Annotated in this window: 15 protein-coding genes and 3 tRNA genes; 3 read left to right on the top strand and 15 right to left on the bottom strand. The window is 68.0% G+C overall.

What is annotated here, in order from left to right; genetic code table 11:
* Positions 1-58: 58 nt before the first annotated feature.
* The 9 genes from ACIRB4_RS01995 to ACIRB4_RS01955 all read right to left on the bottom strand — a co-directional run bounded on the left by ACIRB4_RS01995 (position 59) and on the right by ACIRB4_RS01955 (position 12,366).
* Positions 59-3,958, bottom strand: a complete 3,900-nt coding sequence (locus ACIRB4_RS01995) for a DNA-directed RNA polymerase subunit beta' (RefSeq protein ID WP_403287874.1) — start codon at positions 3,956-3,958, stop codon at positions 59-61.
* Positions 3,959-4,058: 100 nt separating this feature from the next.
* Positions 4,059-7,541 (bottom strand): DNA-directed RNA polymerase subunit beta, encoded by a 3,483-nt coding sequence (gene rpoB, locus ACIRB4_RS01990; RefSeq protein WP_403287873.1) that lies wholly within the window; start codon positions 7,539-7,541, stop codon positions 4,059-4,061.
* 571 nt (positions 7,542-8,112) lie between these two features.
* Complete coding sequence (gene rplL / locus ACIRB4_RS01985) at positions 8,113-8,496, bottom strand: 50S ribosomal protein L7/L12 (RefSeq protein WP_329117219.1); 384 nt, start codon at positions 8,494-8,496, stop codon at positions 8,113-8,115.
* A 111-nt stretch (positions 8,497-8,607) separates the two neighbouring features.
* A complete protein-coding gene (gene rplJ / locus ACIRB4_RS01980) occupies positions 8,608-9,138 on the bottom strand; it encodes a 50S ribosomal protein L10 (protein ID WP_403287872.1) in 531 nt (176 codons plus the stop codon).
* Between the two features lie 402 nt (positions 9,139-9,540).
* Entirely contained in the window at positions 9,541-10,269 is a 729-nt protein-coding gene (gene rplA, locus ACIRB4_RS01975; RefSeq protein WP_403287871.1) for a 50S ribosomal protein L1, read from the bottom strand.
* A gap of 80 nt (positions 10,270-10,349) precedes the next feature.
* Complete coding sequence (gene rplK / locus ACIRB4_RS01970) at positions 10,350-10,784, bottom strand: 50S ribosomal protein L11 (RefSeq protein ID WP_030318720.1); 435 nt, start codon at positions 10,782-10,784, stop codon at positions 10,350-10,352.
* A gap of 166 nt (positions 10,785-10,950) precedes the next feature.
* On the bottom strand, positions 10,951-11,859 hold the full coding sequence (gene nusG, locus ACIRB4_RS01965; RefSeq protein WP_403287870.1) for a transcription termination/antitermination protein NusG: 909 nt from the start codon (positions 11,857-11,859) through the stop codon (positions 10,951-10,953).
* A 43-nt stretch (positions 11,860-11,902) separates the two neighbouring features.
* Positions 11,903-12,190: a preprotein translocase subunit SecE gene (gene secE, locus ACIRB4_RS01960; protein ID WP_356886166.1), complete on the bottom strand. Its 288-nt coding sequence runs from the start codon at positions 12,188-12,190 to the stop codon at positions 11,903-11,905.
* A 103-nt stretch (positions 12,191-12,293) separates the two neighbouring features.
* Positions 12,294-12,366: transfer RNA gene (locus ACIRB4_RS01955), tRNA-Trp, on the bottom strand.
* Between the two features lie 240 nt (positions 12,367-12,606).
* Here ACIRB4_RS01955 and ACIRB4_RS01950 point away from each other — a divergent pair.
* Together ACIRB4_RS01950 and ACIRB4_RS01945 are read left to right on the top strand one after the other, a co-directional pair.
* On the top strand, positions 12,607-13,842 hold the full coding sequence (locus tag ACIRB4_RS01950) for a pyridoxal phosphate-dependent aminotransferase (protein WP_403287869.1): 1,236 nt from the start codon (positions 12,607-12,609) through the stop codon (positions 13,840-13,842).
* A 154-nt stretch (positions 13,843-13,996) separates the two neighbouring features.
* Positions 13,997-15,064, top strand: a complete 1,068-nt coding sequence (locus ACIRB4_RS01945; RefSeq protein ID WP_403287867.1) for an adenosine deaminase — start codon at positions 13,997-13,999, stop codon at positions 15,062-15,064.
* A 36-nt stretch (positions 15,065-15,100) separates the two neighbouring features.
* On the opposite strand, the gene ACIRB4_RS01940 is transcribed toward ACIRB4_RS01945, so the two are convergent.
* The 6 genes from ACIRB4_RS01940 to ACIRB4_RS01915 all read right to left on the bottom strand — a co-directional run bounded on the left by ACIRB4_RS01940 (position 15,101) and on the right by ACIRB4_RS01915 (position 17,707).
* Positions 15,101-16,228, bottom strand: coding sequence for a UDP-N-acetylmuramate dehydrogenase (locus ACIRB4_RS01940; protein ID WP_403287866.1), 1,128 nt, complete (start codon positions 16,226-16,228; stop codon positions 15,101-15,103).
* A 41-nt stretch (positions 16,229-16,269) separates the two neighbouring features.
* Positions 16,270-16,698, bottom strand: a complete 429-nt coding sequence (locus ACIRB4_RS01935; protein ID WP_403287865.1) for a MaoC family dehydratase — start codon at positions 16,696-16,698, stop codon at positions 16,270-16,272.
* A gap of 4 nt (positions 16,699-16,702) precedes the next feature.
* On the bottom strand, positions 16,703-17,155 hold the full coding sequence (locus ACIRB4_RS01930; RefSeq protein WP_403287864.1) for a MaoC family dehydratase N-terminal domain-containing protein: 453 nt from the start codon (positions 17,153-17,155) through the stop codon (positions 16,703-16,705).
* Between the two features lie 109 nt (positions 17,156-17,264).
* Positions 17,265-17,429 (bottom strand): 50S ribosomal protein L33, encoded by a 165-nt coding sequence (rpmG, locus tag ACIRB4_RS01925; RefSeq protein ID WP_003956487.1) that lies wholly within the window; start codon positions 17,427-17,429, stop codon positions 17,265-17,267.
* 88 nt (positions 17,430-17,517) lie between these two features.
* A tRNA-Met gene (locus tag ACIRB4_RS01920) sits at positions 17,518-17,590 on the bottom strand.
* 44 nt (positions 17,591-17,634) lie between these two features.
* A tRNA-Thr gene (locus ACIRB4_RS01915) sits at positions 17,635-17,707 on the bottom strand.
* A gap of 239 nt (positions 17,708-17,946) precedes the next feature.
* Here ACIRB4_RS01915 and ACIRB4_RS01910 point away from each other — a divergent pair.
* The gene (locus ACIRB4_RS01910; RefSeq protein ID WP_403287862.1) at positions 17,947-19,215 is read left to right on the top strand and encodes an amidohydrolase family protein; all 1,269 of its coding nucleotides are present in this window, start codon (positions 17,947-17,949) and stop codon (positions 19,213-19,215) included.
* The last annotated feature ends 2 nt before the right edge of the window (positions 19,216-19,217 follow it).

The following is a 19,217-nucleotide window of genomic DNA, read 5'->3' as shown; positions in this document are numbered from 1 at the left end:
GCGCACACGCCGAAGGGCGGCCACCCCACGGGGTGACCGCCCTTCGGTTTCGAGCTACTTACTGGTTGTACGGACCGTAGTCGTAGTCCTCCAGCGGAACGGCCTGGCCGGAGCCGGTGCCGAACGGCGAGTAGTCGATGTCGTCGTAGCCGACGGCCGAGTACATCGCGGCCTTGGCCTCCTCGGTCGGCTCGACCCGGATGTTGCGGTAGCGGGACAGACCCGTACCGGCCGGGATGAGCTTACCGATGATGACGTTCTCCTTGAGGCCGATCAGGGAGTCCGACTTGGCGTTGATCGCCGCGTCGGTCAGAACCCGGGTCGTCTCCTGGAAGGACGCCGCCGACAGCCACGACTCGGTGGCGAGCGAGGCCTTGGTGATACCCATCAGCTGCGGACGGCCGGAGGCGGGGTGACCGCCCTCGGTGACCACACGACGGTTCTCGGTCTCGAACTTCGACCGCTCGACGAGCTCGCCCGGCAGCAGCTCCGCGTCGCCGGACTCGATGATCGTCACGCGGCGCAGCATCTGCCGGATGATGATCTCGATGTGCTTGTCGTGGATCGACACGCCCTGCGAGTTGTAGACCTTCTGGACCTCGCCGACCAGGTGGACCTGGACCGCGCGCTGACCGAGGATCCGCAGCACGTCGTGCGGGTTGGTGGCACCCACGGTGAGCTTCTGGCCCACCTCGACGTGGTCGCCCTCGCCCACCAGCAGACGGGCACGCTTCGAGATCGGGTACGCCGTCTCGTCGCTGCCGTCGTCGGGGGTGACGACGATCTTCTTGGTCTTCTCGGTCTCCTCGATACGGACGCGGCCGGCCGCCTCCGAGATCGGGGCGACACCCTTGGGCTGCCGCGCCTCGAAGAGCTCGACGACACGGGGCAGACCCTGGGTGATGTCGTCACCGGCCACACCACCGGTGTGGAAGGTACGCATCGTCAGCTGGGTACCGGGCTCACCGATGGACTGGGCGGCGATGATGCCGACGGCCTCACCGATGTCGACCAGCTTGCCGGTGGCCAGCGAACGGCCGTAGCAGAAGGCACAGGTGCCGACCGCGGACTCACAGGTCAGGACCGAGCGGGTCTTGACCTCCTCGACGCCCGCGTTGACCAGGGCGTCGATGAGCACGTCACCCAGGTCGACGTTGGCCGGCGCGATGACCTTGCCGTCCACGACGACGTCCTCCGCGAGCATCCGCGCGTACACGGAGGTCTCGACGTCGTCCGTCTTCCGCAGGACGCCGTCGGCGCCCTTCTCGGCGATCCGCAGCTTCAGACCGCGCTCGGTGCCGCAGTCCTCCTCGCGGATGATCACGTCCTGCGAGACGTCCACCAGACGACGGGTCAGGTAACCCGAGTCGGCGGTACGCAGGGCGGTGTCGGCCAGACCCTTACGGGCACCGTGCGTCGAGATGAAGTACTCGAGGACGGAGAGACCCTCACGGAAGGACGCCTTGATGGGACGCGGGATCGTCTCGTTCTTGGCGTTCGACACCAGACCACGCATACCGGCGATCTGCCGCATCTGCATCATGTTTCCTCGGGCACCCGAGTCAACCATCATGAAGATGGGGTTCGTCTTGGGGAAGTTCTCGTTCATGGCCTCGGCAACCTCGTTGGTCGCCTTGGTCCAGATCGCGATGAGCTCCTGAGTGCGCTCTTCCTTGGTGATGAGACCGCGCTCGTACTGCTTCTGGACCTTCTCGTCCTGCGCCTCGTAGCCCTTGACGATCTCCTTCTTCGCCTCGGGAACGACGACGTCGGAGATGGCCACGGTGACACCGGAACGGGTCGCCCAGTAGAAGCCCGCCGCCTTCAGGTTGTCGAGCGTCGCCGCCACGATGACCTTGGGGTAGCGCTCGGCGAGGTCGTTGACGATCTCGGAGAGCTGCTTCTTGCCGACGGAGTAGTCGACGAAGGGGTAGTCCTCGGGCAGCAGCTCGTTGAAGAGCGCGCGGCCCAGCGAGGTCCGCAGACGGAACGAGTCACCCTGCTGCCACTGCGGCTCGCCCTCCTCGGCGACCGGGGGAACCCAGCCGCGCGGGGGAACGGTGCCGATCGGGAAGCGGATGTCGATCTGCGACTGCAGCGCGAGCTCGCCGGCGTCGAACGCCATGATCGCCTCGGCCGTGGAACCGAACGCGCGGCCCTCGCCCTTGGTGTCACGGAGCTCACCGTCGGTGGTCAGGAAGAACAGACCGAGGACCATGTCCTGGGTCGGCATCGTGACCGGACGGCCGTCGGCCGGCTTGAGGATGTTGTTCGAGGACAGCATCAGGATGCGGGCCTCGGCCTGCGCCTCCGCGGAGAGCGGCAGGTGCACGGCCATCTGGTCACCGTCGAAGTCCGCGTTGAACGCGGTGCAGACGAGCGGGTGGATCTGGATGGCCTTGCCCTCGACCAGCTGGGGCTCGAAGGCCTGGATGCCGAGGCGGTGCAGCGTGGGCGCACGGTTCAGGAGAACCGGGTGCTCGGCGATGACCTCTTCGAGGACGTCGTACACGACCGTGCGGCCGCGCTCGACCATCCGCTTGGCGCTCTTGATGTTCTGCGCGTGGTTCAGGTCGACCAGGCGCTTCATCACGAACGGCTTGAAGAGCTCCAGGGCCATGGCCTTGGGCAGACCGCACTGGTGCAGCTTCAGCTGCGGACCGACGACGATGACGGAACGCGCGGAGTAGTCCACACGCTTACCGAGCAGGTTCTGACGGAATCGACCCTGCTTGCCCTTCAGCATGTCGCTGAGGGACTTCAGCGGACGGTTGCCGGGGCCCGTGACCGGGCGACCGCGACGGCCGTTGTCGAAGAGGGCGTCGACCGCCTCCTGGAGCATCCGCTTCTCGTTGTTCACGATGATCTCGGGGGCACCGAGGTCGAGCAGACGCTTCAGACGGTTGTTGCGGTTGATCACACGGCGGTACAGGTCGTTCAGGTCGGAGGTCGCGAAGCGGCCACCGTCCAGCTGCACCATCGGACGCAGGTCCGGCGGGATCACCGGCACGCAGTCGAGAACCATGCCCTTGGGGCTGTTCGCGGTCTGCAGGAACGCGGAGACGACCTTGAGGCGCTTGAGCGCACGGGTCTTCTTCTGGCCCTTGCCGGTACGGATGATCTCGCGGAGGCGCTCGGCCTCCTCCTCCAGGTCGAAGGACTCCAGGCGCTTCTGCAGCGCCGCGGCACCCATCGAACCGTCGAAGTACGTGCCGAAGCGGTCACGCAGCTCGCGGTAGAGGAGCTCGTCGCCCTCCAGGTCCTGGACCTTGAGGTTCTTGAAGCGGTTCCAGACCTCGTCGAGACGGTCGATCTCGCGCTGCGCACGGTCGCGCAGCTGCTTCATCTCACGCTCGGCACCCTCGCGCACCTTGCGGCGCACATCGGCCTTGGCACCCTCGGCCTCGAGCTCGGCCAGGTCGGTCTCGAGCTTCTTGGCGCGGGCCTCCAGGTCGGAGTCGCGACGGTTCTCGATCTGCTGACGCTCGACGGAGACGTGCGCCTCCAGCGACGGGAGGTCGCGGGTGCGACGCTCGTCGTCGACGAACGTGATCATGTACGCGGCGAAGTAGATGACCTTCTCGAGGTCCTTCGGCGCGAGGTCGAGCAGGTAGCCAAGGCGCGACGGGACGCCCTTGAAGTACCAGATGTGGGTGACGGGGGCGGCGAGCTCGATGTGGCCCATCCGCTCGCGGCGCACCTTGGCACGGGTGACCTCGACGCCACACCGCTCACAGATGATGCCCTTGAAGCGGACACGCTTGTACTTGCCGCAGTAGCACTCCCAGTCCCGGGTCGGACCGAAGATCTTCTCGCAGAAGAGTCCGTCCTTTTCGGGCTTGAGCGTGCGGTAGTTGATGGTCTCGGGCTTCTTGACCTCGCCGTGGCTCCACTGACGGATGTCGTCAGCGGTGGCCAGACCGATCCGGAGCTCATCGAAGAAGTTGACGTCGAGCACTATGCGTCAATCCCTCTCAGGGTTGTAAGTCTTAGGGGTCTGATACGGGGGTCCTGGGGCCGGCCGGGGAACCATCGCTGGTACCCCGGCCGGACTCCCGTCAGACCTCTTCGACGCTGCTCGGCTCGCGCCGGGACAGGTCGATACCGAGCTCCTCCGCTGCGCGGAAGACGTCCTCGTCGGTGTCGCGCATCTCGATGGACATGCCGTCCGAGGACAGCACCTCCACGTTGAGGCACAGGGACTGCATCTCCTTGATGAGCACCTTGAAGGACTCGGGGATGCCGGGCTCAGGGATGTTCTCGCCCTTGACGATGGCCTCGTAGACCTTCACGCGGCCGGTGACGTCGTCGGACTTGATCGTCAGCAGCTCCTGGAGGGCGTACGCGGCGCCATAAGCCTCCAGCGCCCACACCTCCATCTCACCGAAGCGCTGGCCACCGAACTGGGCCTTACCACCCAGCGGCTGCTGGGTGATCATCGAGTACGGACCGGTCGACCGGGCGTGCAGCTTGTCGTCGACCAGGTGGTGGAGCTTGAGGATGTACATGTACCCGACCGAGATCGGGTCCGGGAACGGCTCGCCGGAGCGGCCGTCGAACAGACGCGCCTTGCCGGAGGGGAGCACCATGCGCTCGCCGTCGCGGTTCGGGATGGTGTGCTGGAGCAGACCGGCCAGCTCGTCCTCACGCGCACCGTCGAAGACGGGGGTGGCGACGTTGGTACCGGGCTCCACCTTGTCGGCGCCGATCGCCTGGAGGCGCTGCGCCCACTCGTCCGCGAGGCCGGAGACGTCCCAGCCGCGGCTGGCGAGCCAGCCGAGGTGGATCTCCAGGACCTGTCCCGGGTTCATTCGGGACGGGACACCCAGCGGGTTGAGGATGATGTCGACCGGGGTGCCGTCCTCCAGGAACGGCATGTCCTCGATCGGCAGGATCTTGGAGATGACGCCCTTGTTGCCGTGACGGCCGGCGAGCTTGTCACCATCGGTGATCTTGCGCTTCTGGGCGACGTAGACGCGGACCAGCTGGTTCACGCCCGGGGGAAGCTCGTCGCCCTCCTCGCGGTCGAAGACGCGGACGCCGATGACCTTGCCGGTCTCGCCGTGCGGCACCTTCAGCGAGGTGTCACGGACCTCGCGCGCCTTCTCACCGAAGATCGCGCGGAGCAGACGCTCCTCCGGGGTCAGCTCGGTCTCACCCTTGGGCGTGACCTTGCCGACGAGGATGTCGCCGGCGACGACCTCGGCACCGATACGGATGATGCCGCGCTCGTCGAGGTCGGCGAGGACCTCCTCGGAGACGTTCGGGATGTCCCGGGTGATCTCCTCCGGGCCGAGCTTGGTGTCACGGGCGTCGACCTCGTGCTCCTCGATGTGGATCGAGGAGAGGACGTCGTCCTGCACGAGGCGCTGCGACAGGATGATCGCGTCCTCGTAGTTGTGACCCTCCCACGGCATGAACGCCACGAGCAGGTTCTTGCCGAGCGCCATCTCACCGTTCTCGGTGGCCGGACCGTCGGCGAGGACCTGGCCCTCGATGACCCGGGAGCCCTCGTCCACGACAACCTTCTGGTTGACCGAGGTGCCCTGGTTCGAGCGGGAGAACTTGTGCAGGCGGTACGTGGTGTACGTGCCGTCGTCGTTGGCGGTGGTGATGTAGTCCGCGGAGACCTCCTGGACCACACCGTCCTTCTCGGCCTTCAGCACGTCGCCGGCGTCGGTGGCACAGCGGTACTCCATGCCGGTACCGACGAGCGGGGCCTCGGACTTAATCAGCGGCACCGCCTGACGCATCATGTTCGCGCCCATGAGGGCACGGTTGGCGTCGTCGTGCTCGAGGAACGGGATCATGGCGGTCGCGACCGACACCATCTGGCGCGGCGAGACGTCCATGTAGTCGACGTCGGTCGGCGGGACGTAGTCGACCTCGCCACCACGGCGGCGGACCAGAACGCGGGGCTCGGTGAACTGGAGCTCGTCGTTCAGGGTCGCGTTCGCCTGGGCGATGACGAAGCGGTCCTCCTCGTCGGCGGTCAGGTAGTCGACCTCGTCGGTGACCTGGCCCTCGGTGACCTTGCGGTACGGCGTCTCGACGAAGCCGAACGCATTGACGCGGCCGTACGAGGCGAGCGAACCGATCAGACCGATGTTCGGGCCTTCGGGGGTCTCGATCGGGCACATGCGTCCGTAGTGGGACGGGTGCACGTCTCGGACCTCGAAGCCGGCCCGCTCACGGGACAGACCACCCGGGCCGAGCGCGGACAGACGACGCTTGTGCGTCAGCCCGGACAGCGGGTTGTTCTGGTCCATGAACTGCGACAGCTGGCTGGTGCCGAAGAACTCCTTGATGGAGGCGACGACCGGCCGGATGTTGATCAGGGTCTGCGGCGTGATCGCCTCGACGTCCTGGGTGGTCATGCGCTCACGCACGACGCGCTCCATACGAGCCAGACCCGTACGGACCTGGTTCTGGATGAGCTCGCCGACGTTGCGCAGACGACGGTTGCCGAAGTGGTCGATGTCGTCGGTCTCGACGACGATCTCCGAGCCGTTCTCGCCGACCGTCTCGGTCTCGCCCGCGTGGAGCTTCACGAGGTACTTGATGGTCGCGATGATGTCGTCGGTGGTGAGGACACCCGCGTCCAGCGGCTCATCGGCGCCGAGCTTCTTGTTCACCTTGTAGCGGCCGACCTTCGCGAGGTCGTAGCGCTTGGGGTTGAAGTAGAGGTTCTCGAGCAGCGTCTGAGCGGCCTCACGCGTCGGCGGCTCGCCCGGACGCAGCTTGCGGTAGATGTCGAGCAGCGCGTCGTCCTGGCCCTGGGTGTGGTCCTTCTCCAGGGTGGCGCGCATGGACTCGTACTCGCCGAACTCCTGCAGGATCTGCTCGGTGGTCCACCCGAGCGCCTTGAGGAGGACGGTCACGGACTGCTTGCGCTTGCGGTCGATGCGGACACCGACCATGTCGCGCTTGTCGATCTCCATCTCCAGCCAGGCACCCCGGGACGGGATGATCTTGGCGGAGAAGATGTCCTTGTCGGACGTCTTGTCGATGGAGGAGTCGAAGTAGACACCCGGCGAGCGGACGAGCTGCGACACCACGACACGCTCGGTGCCGTTGATGACGAAGGTGCCCTTGTTCGTCATGAGCGGGAAGTCGCCCATGAAGACCGTCTGGGACTTGATCTCGCCGGTCTCGTTGTTGGTGAACTCGGCGGTGACGAAGAGCGGGGCGCCGTACGTGAAGTCACGGTCCTTGCACTCGTCGATCGAGTTCTTCGGCGGCTCGAAACGGTGGTCGCGGAAGGTCAGCGACATCGACCCGGAGAAGTCCTCGATCGGGGAGATCTCCTCGAAGATCTCCTCCAGACCCGACTTCCTGGGGACGTCCTGTCCCGACTCGAGAGCTGCCTCGACGCGAGCCTTCCAGGCGGCGTTACCGAGCAGCCAGTCAAAGCTCTCGGTCTGCAGCGCGAGGAGGTTCGGAACCTCGAGGGGCTCCTTGATCTTTGCAAAGGAGATGCGCAGCGGGGCGGTGCTGGCGCCGTTGTTCGTATTGGTCGAGGCGTTGCGCGAGGCGGCCAAGAGGGGGTCCTTCCGAGGGCTCGGACTCACTACGCGCGTACCGGTCCCAAGCGGTGCACAGAGACGGACGTTCCAGACATCGGCCGAAAGGCCAGGTCAGGGCGGTCGTGTCCACGATGCTATTGCGAGGGGATGCCCCTGGTGACGGGCAGGGGGCAGCTAACAGGCAGCGCAAAGGGTCAGTGTAGCCACTCGGCTCACTGATGTCCAGGGCGTGCTTTTCTCGACCCTCGTTGTTCTCAACTCCGCGGTACCACGCGCCATGCGGCGCACCTCGATACTGCCCGTTCCGCCGTCGATCCATGCCTCGGATACGGATCGTTGTGACGACGCGTCCTGAGAATTGCGCGCTGCGTGCGGTTCGTCAAGGCCCCCCGGTCAGCGGGGCGCACGGCGAAGATCACCATACTCCGCCACGGGCGGGCTCCACGACCCCCGACGCGCCCGGTCAGGGGAACGCCGAAGGGCGACCACCCGGATGGGTGATCGCCCTTCTGAAGGCGCCTGAGCGGCGCCTGAGGCGGTTCCTGACATGCGCCTAACCGGCACGTGGCAGAAGACTCGCGAGGTGTTACTTGACCGTGACGGAGGCGCCGGCGGCCTTGAGGGACTCGGCAGCCTTCTCCGCGGCCTCCTTGGCGACCTTCTCGAGGACCGGCTTCGGGGTGCCGTCGACGAGGTCCTTGGCCTCCTTCAGGCCCAGGGAGGTCAGCTCACGCACGACCTTGATGACCTGGATCTTCTTCTCGCCGGCACCCTCGAGGATGACGTCGAACTCGTCCTGCTCGGCCTCGGCCTCGGCCGGGGCGCCCGCAGCGGCGGGGCCGGCGACGGCGACGGCCGCGGCGGCGGTGACGTCGAACTTCTCCTCGAAGGCCTTCACGAACTCGGAGAGCTCGATGAGGGTCATCTCCTCGAACTGCGCGAGCAGGTCGTCCTGGGACAGCTTCGCCATGATGGCGTCCTTCCACTAATTCGGCAGGTGCCGGATGTACATGTAGGCGGGCGTACGTTCGGCCCGCTGCGACCGTCGCCCTAGTGGGCGGCGATCATTGCGCGAGCCGAGTTACTCGGCACCGCCCTGCTCGGCGAGCTTGACGCGAAGCGCCTCCGCGGTGCGGACGAACTTCGACGGCAGCGCCTGGAGGAGCGAGGCAGTCTGGGACTGCTTGCCCTTGAACGCGCCGGCCAGCTTGCTGAGCAGAACCTCGCGGGACTCGAGGTCCGCAAGCTTCTTGAACTCGTCGGCGGACAGCGCCTTGCCGTCAAGGACACCGCCCTTGATGACGAGGTTCGGGTTGTCCTTGGCGAAGTCACGCAGAGCCTTCGCCGACTCCACCGGGTCACCGGTGACGAAGGCGGCCGCGGTCGAACCAGCAAGCTGGTCGTCCAGCGCGGCGATCCCGGCCTGGTTGGCCGCAATCTTGGTCAGCGTGTTCTTCACCACGGCGTACTGGGCGTTCTCACCGAGCGAACGACGCAGCGTCTTGAGCTGCGCCACGGTGAGCCCCGTGTACGAGGTCAGCACGACGGCGTTCGAGCTGCGGAACTTGTCCTCCAGCTCGGCTACCGCGGCAGCCTTGTCGGGCCTTGCCATAGAGCGTCGGCCTCCTTCCGGGTGATGAGGACCGCTCAGAAGGGGCTGACAAAACAAAACGCCCCGGCGCAGGCGCACGGGGCACAGCTCGACCGGCTCAAAAGATCCGGGAACTCTTCCACGATCACCTGCGCGGGCCGTTCGCATCTCAGCGAACCTTCGGCCACCGCACCCTCTTACGAGCACACGGCAACGACCAGCGGTCTTTGGCTTCTTCGGAAGAGTACGCGACACCTACGGCAAGGAGCAAATCCGCCCGTACGGCTCAGTCGCCCCGGGCCTGACCGACGTCCACGGCGCCGGCAGACCCGTACGAGAAAACCGGCCCCCTCAGCCCTCCGGAGAGGGTTGAGGGGGCCGGTTCACCACTCAGCGAGCCTGTGGGGCTCAGACCGGTGCGGATCAGACCGCGGCCGGGTCCTCCTCGACGAGGAGGTTGCGGGTGCGGTTGGAGTCCAGCGGGATGCCGGGGCCCATCGTCGTCGTCAGGGTCGCCTTCTTGATGTAGCGGCCCTTGGCGGCGGACGGCTTCAGACGGAGGATCTCCTCCAGAGCCGCGGCGTAGTTCTCGACCAGCTTCGTCTCGTCGAAGGAGACCTTGCCGATGATGAAGTGCAGGTTCGAGTGCTTGTCGACGCGGAACTCGATCTTGCCGCCCTTGATGTCGTTGACAGCCTTGGCGACATCGGGGGTGACGGTGCCGGTCTTCGGGTTCGGCATGAGACCACGCGGGCCGAGGACACGGCCGAGGCGGCCGACCTTGCCCATGAGGTCCGGGGTGGCCACAACGGCGTCGAACTCGTTCAGGCGGTTGCCCTTGGAGATCTCGTCGATGAGCTCGTCGGAGCCGACGATGTCGGCGCCCGCGGCGATCGCGGCCTCGGCACGGTCACCGGTCGCGAAGACCAGGACCCGGGCGGTCTTACCGGTGCCGTGCGGAAGGTTCACGGTGCCACGGACCATCTGGTCGGCCTTGCGCGGGTCGACACCCAGGCGGAAGGCGACCTCGACGGTTCCGTCGAACTTGGTGGAGGCGGTGTCCTTGGCGATACGGACGGCCTCGAGGGGGGCGTAGTTCCGCTCCCGGTCGATCTTGGCGTCCGCGGCGCGGAGTGCCTTGCTGCGCTTCACTGCTTCTCCTGCTTGGTTCAGGTGTGGAGTCGTGGTGCGGACCAGCGCTGGTCCTGCCACAGAGGTCACAAGGGGGCTGATCAGCCCTCGACCGTGATGCCCATGGAGCGGGCGGTGCCGGCGATGATCTTCGACGCGGCGTCCAGGTCGTTGGCGTTCAGGTCGGGCAGCTTGACCGTGGCGATCTCGCGGACCTGGGCGGCCGTGAGCTTGGCGACCTTGGTCTTGTGCGGCTCGCCGGAGCCCTTGTCCACACCTGCGGCCTTGAGGATCAGCTTGGCGGCCGGCGGAGTCTTGGTGATGAAGGTGAAGGAGCGGTCTTCGTAGACCGTGATCTCCACCGGCACGACCATGCCACGCTGCGACTCGGTCGCGGCGTTGTAGGCCTTGCAGAACTCCATGATGTTGACGCCGTGCTGACCGAGCGCGGGGCCGACCGGCGGGGCCGGGTTGGCCGCACCGGCGTTGATCTGGAGCTTGATAAGCCCCGTGACCTTCTTCTTCTTGGGAGGCATTGCTCTCTCCGGGTCCTAGTGAGAGTGTTCAGCCCGCCATCCGGTCATCCGGATGGAGGCATACCGCACCACGATAACGGGTATAGACGTGCGGCTAAAAACCGAGCAGGTCAGAGTGGCTGCGGGAGCCACTCTGACCTGGTCGGAAACCTGTGAGGGTCGCGGGTCAGTTCTTCTGGATCTGGTCGAAGCTGAGCTCGACCGGGGTCTCGCGACCGAAGATCTCGACGAGGCCCTTGACCTTCTTGGAGTCGGCGTTGATCTCGTTGATCGTGGCCTGAAGGGTGGCGAAGGGGCCGTCGGTGACGGTGACCGAGTCGCCGACCTCGAAGTCCAGGACCTGGACCTCGACCTTGCGGGCCGGAGCCGGCTTGCCCTCGGCCTCGGCGGCCTCGCGGGCTGCCTTCTCCTCGGCCTCCGGGGCGAGCATCTTGACGATCTCGTCGAGGGTCAGCGGGTACGGGTCGTAGGCGTTGCCCACGAAGCCGGTGACGCCGGGGGTGTTGCGGACGACGCCCCAGGACTCGTTCGTCAGATCCATGCGGACGAGAACGTAACCGGGCAGCTTGTTCTGCCGGACGTTCTTGCGCTCGCCGTTCTTGATCTGGACGATCTCTTCCTCGGGCACCTCGGCCTGGTAGATGAACTCCTCGACGTTCAGCGAGACGGCACGCTGCTCGAGGTTGGCCTTCACGCGCTTCTCGTAGCCCGCGTAGGTGTGGATCACGTACCACTCGCCGGGCAGGCCGCGGAGCTCGTCACGCAGGGCCTGGACGGGGTCGACCGCAGCGGCGGGCTCCTCGTCGGCGTCCTCGACCTCTTCGGCCTGGGCCTCGGTGTCCTCGTCGGACTCGCCCTCGGCGTCGGAAGCCTCGGCCTCGACGGCCTCTTCGGAGTCGTCCTCGTCGGAGTCCTCGGACTCGTCGTCGACGGTCAGGGCGGTCTCTTCGGCCGCCTCGCCCGCAGCGGCGTCAGCAGCCTCAGCCTGGTCCTCGTCGGCCGCCTCGACGATGTCGAGCTCGTCCTCAACGGACTCGACAGAATCGACGGCGTCGTTCAGGTTCGGGTCAGACACGGTGGCTGCTTCTTCCTGGATACAGATGGGGTGGAACAAGAAGTCAGCCGAAGACGTACTTGACTGCTTCCTGGAAGCCATAGTCAATCACGGTCACCAGACCGATCATGATGACAACGAAGACAATCACTACCGTGGTGTACGTCGTCAGCTGGCTACGAGTGGGCCAGACGACCTTGCGGAGCTCGGCGACGATCTGGCGGTAGAAGAGCGCGAGGCGGCCCAGAGGGCCCTTCTTCCCGCGCTTGCCGCCCTTACGGGCCTTCTTCTTCGACTCCAGCGCCTCGTCCTCGGCATCAGGCATGTCGATGGAGCCCACGGCGTCCGTCACGCTTCTCACCTGATCCCGGGTCATGGCAGAGCCGTGCCGGGTGGATCCGCACGGCGGTGCATTGAAGTACGTACATGCGCACACATCCTGGCGGTGTGTGTAGCAGGGCCGGAGGGACTTGAACCCCCAACCGCTGGTTTTGGAGACCAGTGCTCTACCAATTGAGCTACGACCCTTTGTGGCTACCCCAACCTACCGCATCCTGAGACGTGGTCGGTGAGGGCCAACGAGCAGTGAGTGTACGTGTTCATGAGCGCTGCGTCGAACAGAAAGCACGTCGGAGGCCCGCGGGCCCGGTGAGAGGTCCCCGCCGGGGGTCTTCCCGGGGCCCCCGGCGGCCCCCCGTACGACCGGGAATGACCGTTCCTGTCCGCTCCTCGAAACCTGTGTGCCGCGTCGCGAGACGGTCTGGGACGATGGGCCGCATGAGCGCTGCTACCCCTCCGACCGAGCGCCGGGTCTCCGCCCGCATCGGTGCGATCTCCGAGTCCGCGACCCTCGCCGTCGACGCCAAGGCCAAGGCCCTCAAGGCCGCCGGGCGGCCGGTGATCGGTTTCGGCGCGGGTGAGCCCGACTTCCCGACGCCCGACTACATCGTCGACGCCGCCGTCGAGGCGTGCAAGAACCCGAAGTACCACCGCTACACCCCGGCCGGCGGCCTGCCCGAGCTGAAGGCCGCGATCGCCGCCAAGACGCTGCGCGACTCCGGCTACGAGGTCGACGTCTCCCAGATCCTGGTGACCAACGGCGGCAAGCAGGCGATCTACGAAGCCTTCGCCGCGATCCTCGACCCGGGCGACGAGGTCATCGTCCCGGCCCCGTACTGGACGACGTACCCCGAGTCGATCCGTCTCGCGGGCGGTGTCCCGGTCGAGGTCGTCGCCGACGAGACGACCGGCTACCGCGTCTCGGTCGAGCAGCTGGAGGCGGCCCGCACGGAGCGGACCAAGGTCGTCCTCTTCGTCTCCCCGTCGAACCCGACCGGCGCCGTCTACAGCGAGGCCGAGACCGAGGCCATCGGCCGCTGGGCCGTCGAGCACGGGCTGTGGGTGCTGACGGACGAGATCTACGAGCACCTGGTGTACGGCAACGCCTCCGCGGTCTCCCTGCCGGCGGTCATGCCGGAGCTGCGCGACAAGTGCATCGTGGTCAACGGCGTCGCCAAGACGTACGCGATGACCGGCTGGCGCGTGGGGTGGATCATCGGCCCGAAGGACGTCGTGAAGGCCGCGACCAACCTGCAGTCGCACGCCACGTCGAACGTCAGCAACGTGGCGCAGGCCGCCGCGCTGGCCGCCGTCTCGGGGAACCTGGACGCGGTCGCGGAGATGGGGCGCGCCTTCGACCGGCGCCGCCAGACGATCGTGCGGATGCTCAACGAGATCGAGGGCGTCCTGTGCCCCACCCCCGAGGGCGCGTTCTACGTGTACCCGTCGGTGAAGGGGCTGCTCGGCAAGGAGATCCGCGGCAAGCGCCCGCGGACCTCGGTCGAGCTGGCGGCGCTAATCCTGGACGAGGCCGAGGTCGCGGTCGTCCCGGGCGAGGCCTTCGGCACGCCGGGCTACCTGCGTCTTTCGTACGCGCTGGGTGACGAGGACCTGGCGGAGGGCGTCTCCCGGATGCAGAAGCTCCTCGCGGAAGCGCGTCCCTAGTCGTCGGCCTTGGGTCTTCGGTCTTCGGACTTCGGACTTCGGTCGCGGGAACGGGCCCCCGGCGTCGCGCCGGGGGCCCGTTCGTGCGTTCTAGCAAGGTCCCGATCGGGGAAAGGGGCTGTCGTCGTCCATTCGGGTGCGGCAAGATCCTTCAATGGAGCACGTTTCCGAGCACGTTTCCGACCACGTTCCCGCGCCTGGCGTCCGCGACATCAGCCTGCTGCCCAAGGCGCATCTGCATCTGCACTTCACCGGTTCGATGCGGCCCACGACGCTGCTCGAACTGGCCGACAAGTACGGCGTCCATCTGCCGGAGGCGCTGAGCAGTGCCACTCCGCCCCAGCTGCGGGCGACGGACGAGCGCGGCTGGTTCCGGTTCCAGCGCCTGTACGACATCGCGCGGTCCTGTCTTCGGGAGCCGGAGGACATCCGGCGGCTGGTCCGCGAGGCGGCCGAGGAGGACGTGCGGGACGGCTCGGGGTGGCTGGAGATCCAGGTCGACCCGACCTCGTACGCCCCGCTGCTCGGCGGTCTGATCCCGGCGATGGAGATCATCCTGGACGCCGTGGACACGGCCGCGCGCGAGACGGGGCTCGGGATGCGGGTCCTGGTCGCCGCGAACCGGATGAAGCACCCCCTGGAGGCCCGCACGCTGGCGCGGCTCGCGGTGCGGTACGCGGACCGGGGCGTGGTCGGCTTCGGGCTCTCCAACGACGAGCGCCGCGGCATGGCCCGCGATTTCGACCGGGCCTTCGCGATCGCCCGCGACGGCGGTCTGCTGGCGGCTCCGCACGGCGGCGAGCTGACGGGCCCCGCGTCGGTGCGGGACTGCCTGGACGACCTCCGGGCGACCCGGGTGGGTCACGGGGTGCGGGCCGCGGAGGACCCGCGGGTGCTGCGCAAACTGGCCGAGAGGGGCGTGACCTGCGAGGTCTGCCCGGCCTCCAATGTGGCCCTCGGGGTGTACGAGAAGCCGGAGGACGTTCCGCTGCGCACGCTGTTCGAGGCGGGGGTCCCGATGGCCCTGGGTGCGGACGACCCGCTGCTCTTCGGTTCCCGCCTGGCGGCCCAGTACGAGATCGCCCGTAGGTACCACGGCTTCACGGACGCCGAACTGGCCGAGCTGGCCCGTCAGTCGGTACGGGGTTCGGCGGCGCCGGAGGACGTCAGGCGGAAGCTGCTGTCGGGGATCGACGACTGGCTGGCGAACCCGGCGCGCTGAGTCGACGCGGAGTCCTCGCGAAGCGCGGGCCCGGGGTCAGAGGCTGACGCCGACCGTCACCGGCTCGTTGACGAGGGTGATCCCGAAGGCGTCCCGCACCCCGGCGACGACCTCGCGGGCGAGCGCGAGCAGGTCCTCGGTGGTGGCCTCGCCACGGTTGGTGAGGGCGAGCGTGTGCTTCGTGGAGATCCGGGCGGGGCCGGAGCCGTACCCCTTGGTGAAGCCGGCCTTGTCGATCAGCCAGGCGGCCGAGGTCTTGGTGAAACCGTCGCCGACGGGGAAGGCCGGGGCCTTCACGTCGGGGCCGAGCCGCTCGGCCACGCGCGCGTGGAAGGCGGAGAACTCCTCGTTCGTGAGGATCGGGTTGGTGAAGAACGACCCGGCCGACCAGGTGTCGTGGTCCTCCGGGTCGAGCACCATGCCCTTGCCCGCGCGCAGCTTCAGGACGGTCTCGCGGAGGGTGGCCAGCGGGACCCGGTCACCGACCTCCACGCCGAGGGCCCGGGCGGTCTCCGCGTACGCGATGGGCGTGCTCAGCCCCCCGGCGTCCTCCAGCTGGAAGCGGACGCGCAGCACGACGTAGGAGTCCGGCAGCCTCTTGAAGAGACTGTGCCGGTAGGAGAAGTCGCACTGCTCGTTCGTCAGCGTGACCACCCGGTGGTCGATCGTGTCGTACGCGACCACCTCGGTGATCGTGGACGAGACGTCCTGCCCGTACGCGCCCACGTTCTGGATCGGCGTCGCGCCCGCGCACCCCGGGATCCCGGCCAGGCACTCGATGCCCGCGAGACCCGCCTCGACGGTGCGCTCCACGGCGTCGGTCCAGACCTCGCCGGCCGCCAGCTCCAGCTTCGTGCCGTCGAGCTCGAAGCCCTTGGTGGCGATGCGCAGAGCGGTGCCCGGGAAGCCCTTGTCGCTGATGACCAGGTTGCTGCCACCGCCGATGATCAGCAGCGGGGTGGCCGTCACATCGGCGTCGCGGATCGCCTGGATCACCTCGGCGTCGGTCGTCGCGGTGACCAGCCGGGCGGCCGGGCCGCCGAGCCGGAAGGTGGTCAGGGGGGCGAGGGGGGCGTCGTGGAGTTCCTGCACGGGCTCAAGAGTACGGGGGCGGCCCCGCCGGTCCGGTCGGGGCCGCGCGTCCGAAGCGGTGGGGGCGGCCACCCGGGCGCGCCCCCGCGGCGGCCGCCCCGCTCCGTCAGGAGCTACGCGAGCCGGACCACGGCCCGGGACATGCCCAGGACCTTCTGGCCCGCCGACATCGCCGTCAGGTCCACCCGGACCCGCCCGTCGTCCAGCTTCGCCGCGACCTTGCCGCTGACCTCGATCAGCGCGCCCTTGTCGTCGTTCGGCACGACGACCGGCTTGGTGAAGCGCACGCCGTACTCGACGACGGCCGCCGGGTCGCCGGCCCAGTCCGTCACGACGCGGATCGCCTCGGCCATGGTGAACATGCCGTGCGCGATGACGTCGGGGAGACCGACCTCACGCGCGAACTTCTCGTTCCAGTGGATCGGGTTGAAGTCCCCGGAGGCACCGGCGTACCGCACCAGCGAGGCGCGCGTCACGGGGAAGGACTGCGCCGGCAGCTCGGTGCCGACCTCGACCTCGTCGTAAGCGATCTTCGCAGCCATGGGTTCAGGCCTCCTCGGGCGCTCGGGACACGAGCTTGGTCCAGCCGGTCACGACGTGCTCGCCGGTCTGGTCGTGCACCTCGCCGCGGATGTCCAGGATGTCGTTGCCCGCCAGGGTCTTGATCGCCTCGATGGTGGAGGTGACCGTGAGCCGGTCCCCGGCCCGCACCGGCCGGGTGTAGGCGAACTTCTGGTCGCCGTGCACCACACGGCTGTAGTCGAGACCGAGCTGCGGATCCTCGATGACCTGCCCGGCCGCCGCGAAAGTGATGGCGAACACGAAAGTCGGCGGAGCGATCACATCGGGGTGACCGAGCGCCTTCGCCGCTTCCTGATCGATGTAGGCGGGATTCGCGTCCCCCACCGCTTCCGCGAACTCGCGGATCTTTTCGCGGCCGACCTCGTAGGGCGCGGTGGGCGGATAGGTCCGGCCCACGAAGGACTGGTCGAGCGCCATGGACTCGATACCTCCTGGATTTATTGCCGATGTTGCCGGTGTTGCCGATCGTGCCGACAAACGACACGAGGCCGCCCCCTGGTGGGGACGGCCTCGTGTACGAGCCTGATTAACGAGTCTCGCGGTGCGCAGTGTGCGAGTTGCAGCGAGGGCAGTGCTTCTTCATCTCAAGACGGTCCGGGTTGTTACGCCGGTTCTTCTTGGTGATGTAGTTCCGCTCCTTGCACTCCACGCAGGCCAGCGTGATCTTCGGGCGGACGTCGGTGGCAGCCACGTGAGTGCTCCTTGACGGACGGGTGGACGGATGAACGCATAGAAGAGTAGCCGATCGAAGGACCGACCCCACAATCGGCTACTGTGTGTAGCGGTGACCGGACTTGAACCGGTGACACAGCGATTATGAGCCGCTTGCTCTACCGACTGAGCTACACCGCTTTGATGATCTGGTTCCCGCCCGAAGGCGGGGTCCTTCTCACCAGAGCCCCAATACGGAATCGAACCGTAGACCTTCTCCTTACCATGGAGACGCTCTACCGACTGAGCTATTGGGGCGAGCGATGAAGACATTACACGGTCCTCCGCCGATCGCCCAAATCCGTTTCTGCGGCCGCCTCCGCGCGCGCGTTCGCGCCCGCGTCCTCCCACGCGCACGCGGTGTCCCGTCCGCCTCGTACGCCACTCGTGGCCTCATCAGTACGACTATTGCGCTCCTGCGCGAAGGGGGGCCGGACCGCCCCTAGGCTCGGCTCCACGCTGCGTGATCTTGATCTTGAGGAGCCTTGAGGAGCCCGATGTCAGCCGACAGCAAGCAGCCCCAGCCGCCCGACGACTGGGCCGCCGACACCGCCGACTCCACCTCGCTCCTGCTCTCCAACGCCCGTCTCACCGACGGGCGGACGGTGGACGTACGCCTCGTCGGCGGCCGGATCGAGGCCGTCGGCACGGCCGGCAGCCTGACCGCCCTCGGCGCCCGCGTCGACCTCGACGGATACCTCCTGCTGCCCGCGCCCGCCGAACCGCACGCCCACGCCGACACCGCGCTCAGCGCCGACACCCCCGGTCCCGTCTCGTACGCGCCCGAGGAGGTGCAGCGGCGCGCCACCGAGGCGGCGCTGCTCCAGCTCGGCCACGGCGCCACCGCCCTGCGCGCCCACGTCCGGATCGGGGACGTCCAGGGGCTCGGCCCCCTGGAAGCCGTCCTCCAGGCGCGGCGCTCGCTGCGCGGCCTCGCGGACCTGACGGCGGTCGCGGTGCCGCGCCTGCTGACCGGTGCGGCGGGCGCCGACGGGCTCGTGATGCTGCGGGACGCGGTGAAGATGGGCGCCGGGGTGGTGGGGGGCTGCCCGGACCTCGACCCCGATCCGACCGGCTACGTGGAGGCCGTCCTGGAGACCGCGGCGGAGCACGGCTGCCCGGTCGACCTCCACACGGACGGTGACGACCCGGCGCGCCTGGCCCGGCTCGCCGCGATGGCGGGCGGTCTGCGGCCCGGAGTGACCATCGGGCCCTGCGCGGGGCTCGCCCGGCTGCCCTCCGACGTGGCTCGGCGCGCGGTCGACCAGCTGGCGGCGGCCGGGGTGACCGTCGTCTGCGTGCCGCAGGGCGGCTGCGGGGCGACCGAGCTGCGCGGCGCGGCGCCTGTGCGGCTGCTGCGCGCGGCGGGGGTACGGCTGGCCGCGGGCGGCGGGGCCCTGCGGGACGTCTCCAACCCGGTGGGGCGGGGGGACCCGTTGGAGGCGGCCTATCTGCTGACCTCGCTGGGGGGCCTCGCGGCCCAGGACGCGTACGACACCGTGAGCGCGGCGGCGAGGACCGCGATGGGGCTGCCGGAGGTGCGGGTGGAGGCGGGGTTCCCCGCCGAGCTGCTCGCGGTGCGCGGTGAGCGGCTCACGGGCGTGCTGTCCCTCGCGTACAGCCGGATCGTGGTGCACCGGGGGCGGGTGGTGGCGCGCACGAGCGCGGTGCGGGAGTACTGCGACTCGGCGGCGGCGCTCGACCTCCCGCGCCAGTCGCGGCCGGAGTCGGGAAGCCCACCGGGCGGGCCCGACGTACGGTCGTGAGT

Origin of the sequence: Streptomyces sp. NPDC093600, assembly GCF_044764755.1 — a bacterium.
Classification (GTDB): Bacteria; Actinomycetota; Actinomycetes; order Streptomycetales; family Streptomycetaceae; genus Streptomyces.
The sequence above is the reverse complement of the archived record's forward strand: the minus strand, read 5'-3'. Positions and strand labels throughout refer to the sequence as shown.

Bases quoted from the DNA above. Each gene is read 5' to 3' on its own strand.
- rplJ (WP_403287872.1), bottom strand. From the start codon at position 9,138: ATGGCAAGGCCCGACAAGGCTGCCGCGGTAGCCGAGCTGGAGGACAAG.
- rplK (WP_030318720.1), bottom strand. From the start codon at position 10,784: ATGCCTCCCAAGAAGAAGAAGGTCACGGGGCTTATCAAGCTCCAGATC.
- rplL (WP_329117219.1), bottom strand. From the start codon at position 8,496: ATGGCGAAGCTGTCCCAGGACGACCTGCTCGCGCAGTTCGAGGAGATG.
- ACIRB4_RS01935 (WP_403287865.1), bottom strand. From the start codon at position 16,698: ATGGCTGCGAAGATCGCTTACGACGAGGTCGAGGTCGGCACCGAGCTG.
- ACIRB4_RS01945 (WP_403287867.1), top strand. From the start codon at position 13,997: ATGGAGCACGTTTCCGAGCACGTTTCCGACCACGTTCCCGCGCCTGGC.
- ACIRB4_RS01930 (WP_403287864.1), bottom strand. From the start codon at position 17,155: ATGGCGCTCGACCAGTCCTTCGTGGGCCGGACCTATCCGCCCACCGCG.
- ACIRB4_RS01950 (WP_403287869.1), top strand. From the start codon at position 12,607: ATGGGCCGCATGAGCGCTGCTACCCCTCCGACCGAGCGCCGGGTCTCC.
- ACIRB4_RS01910 (WP_403287862.1), top strand. From the start codon at position 17,947: ATGTCAGCCGACAGCAAGCAGCCCCAGCCGCCCGACGACTGGGCCGCC.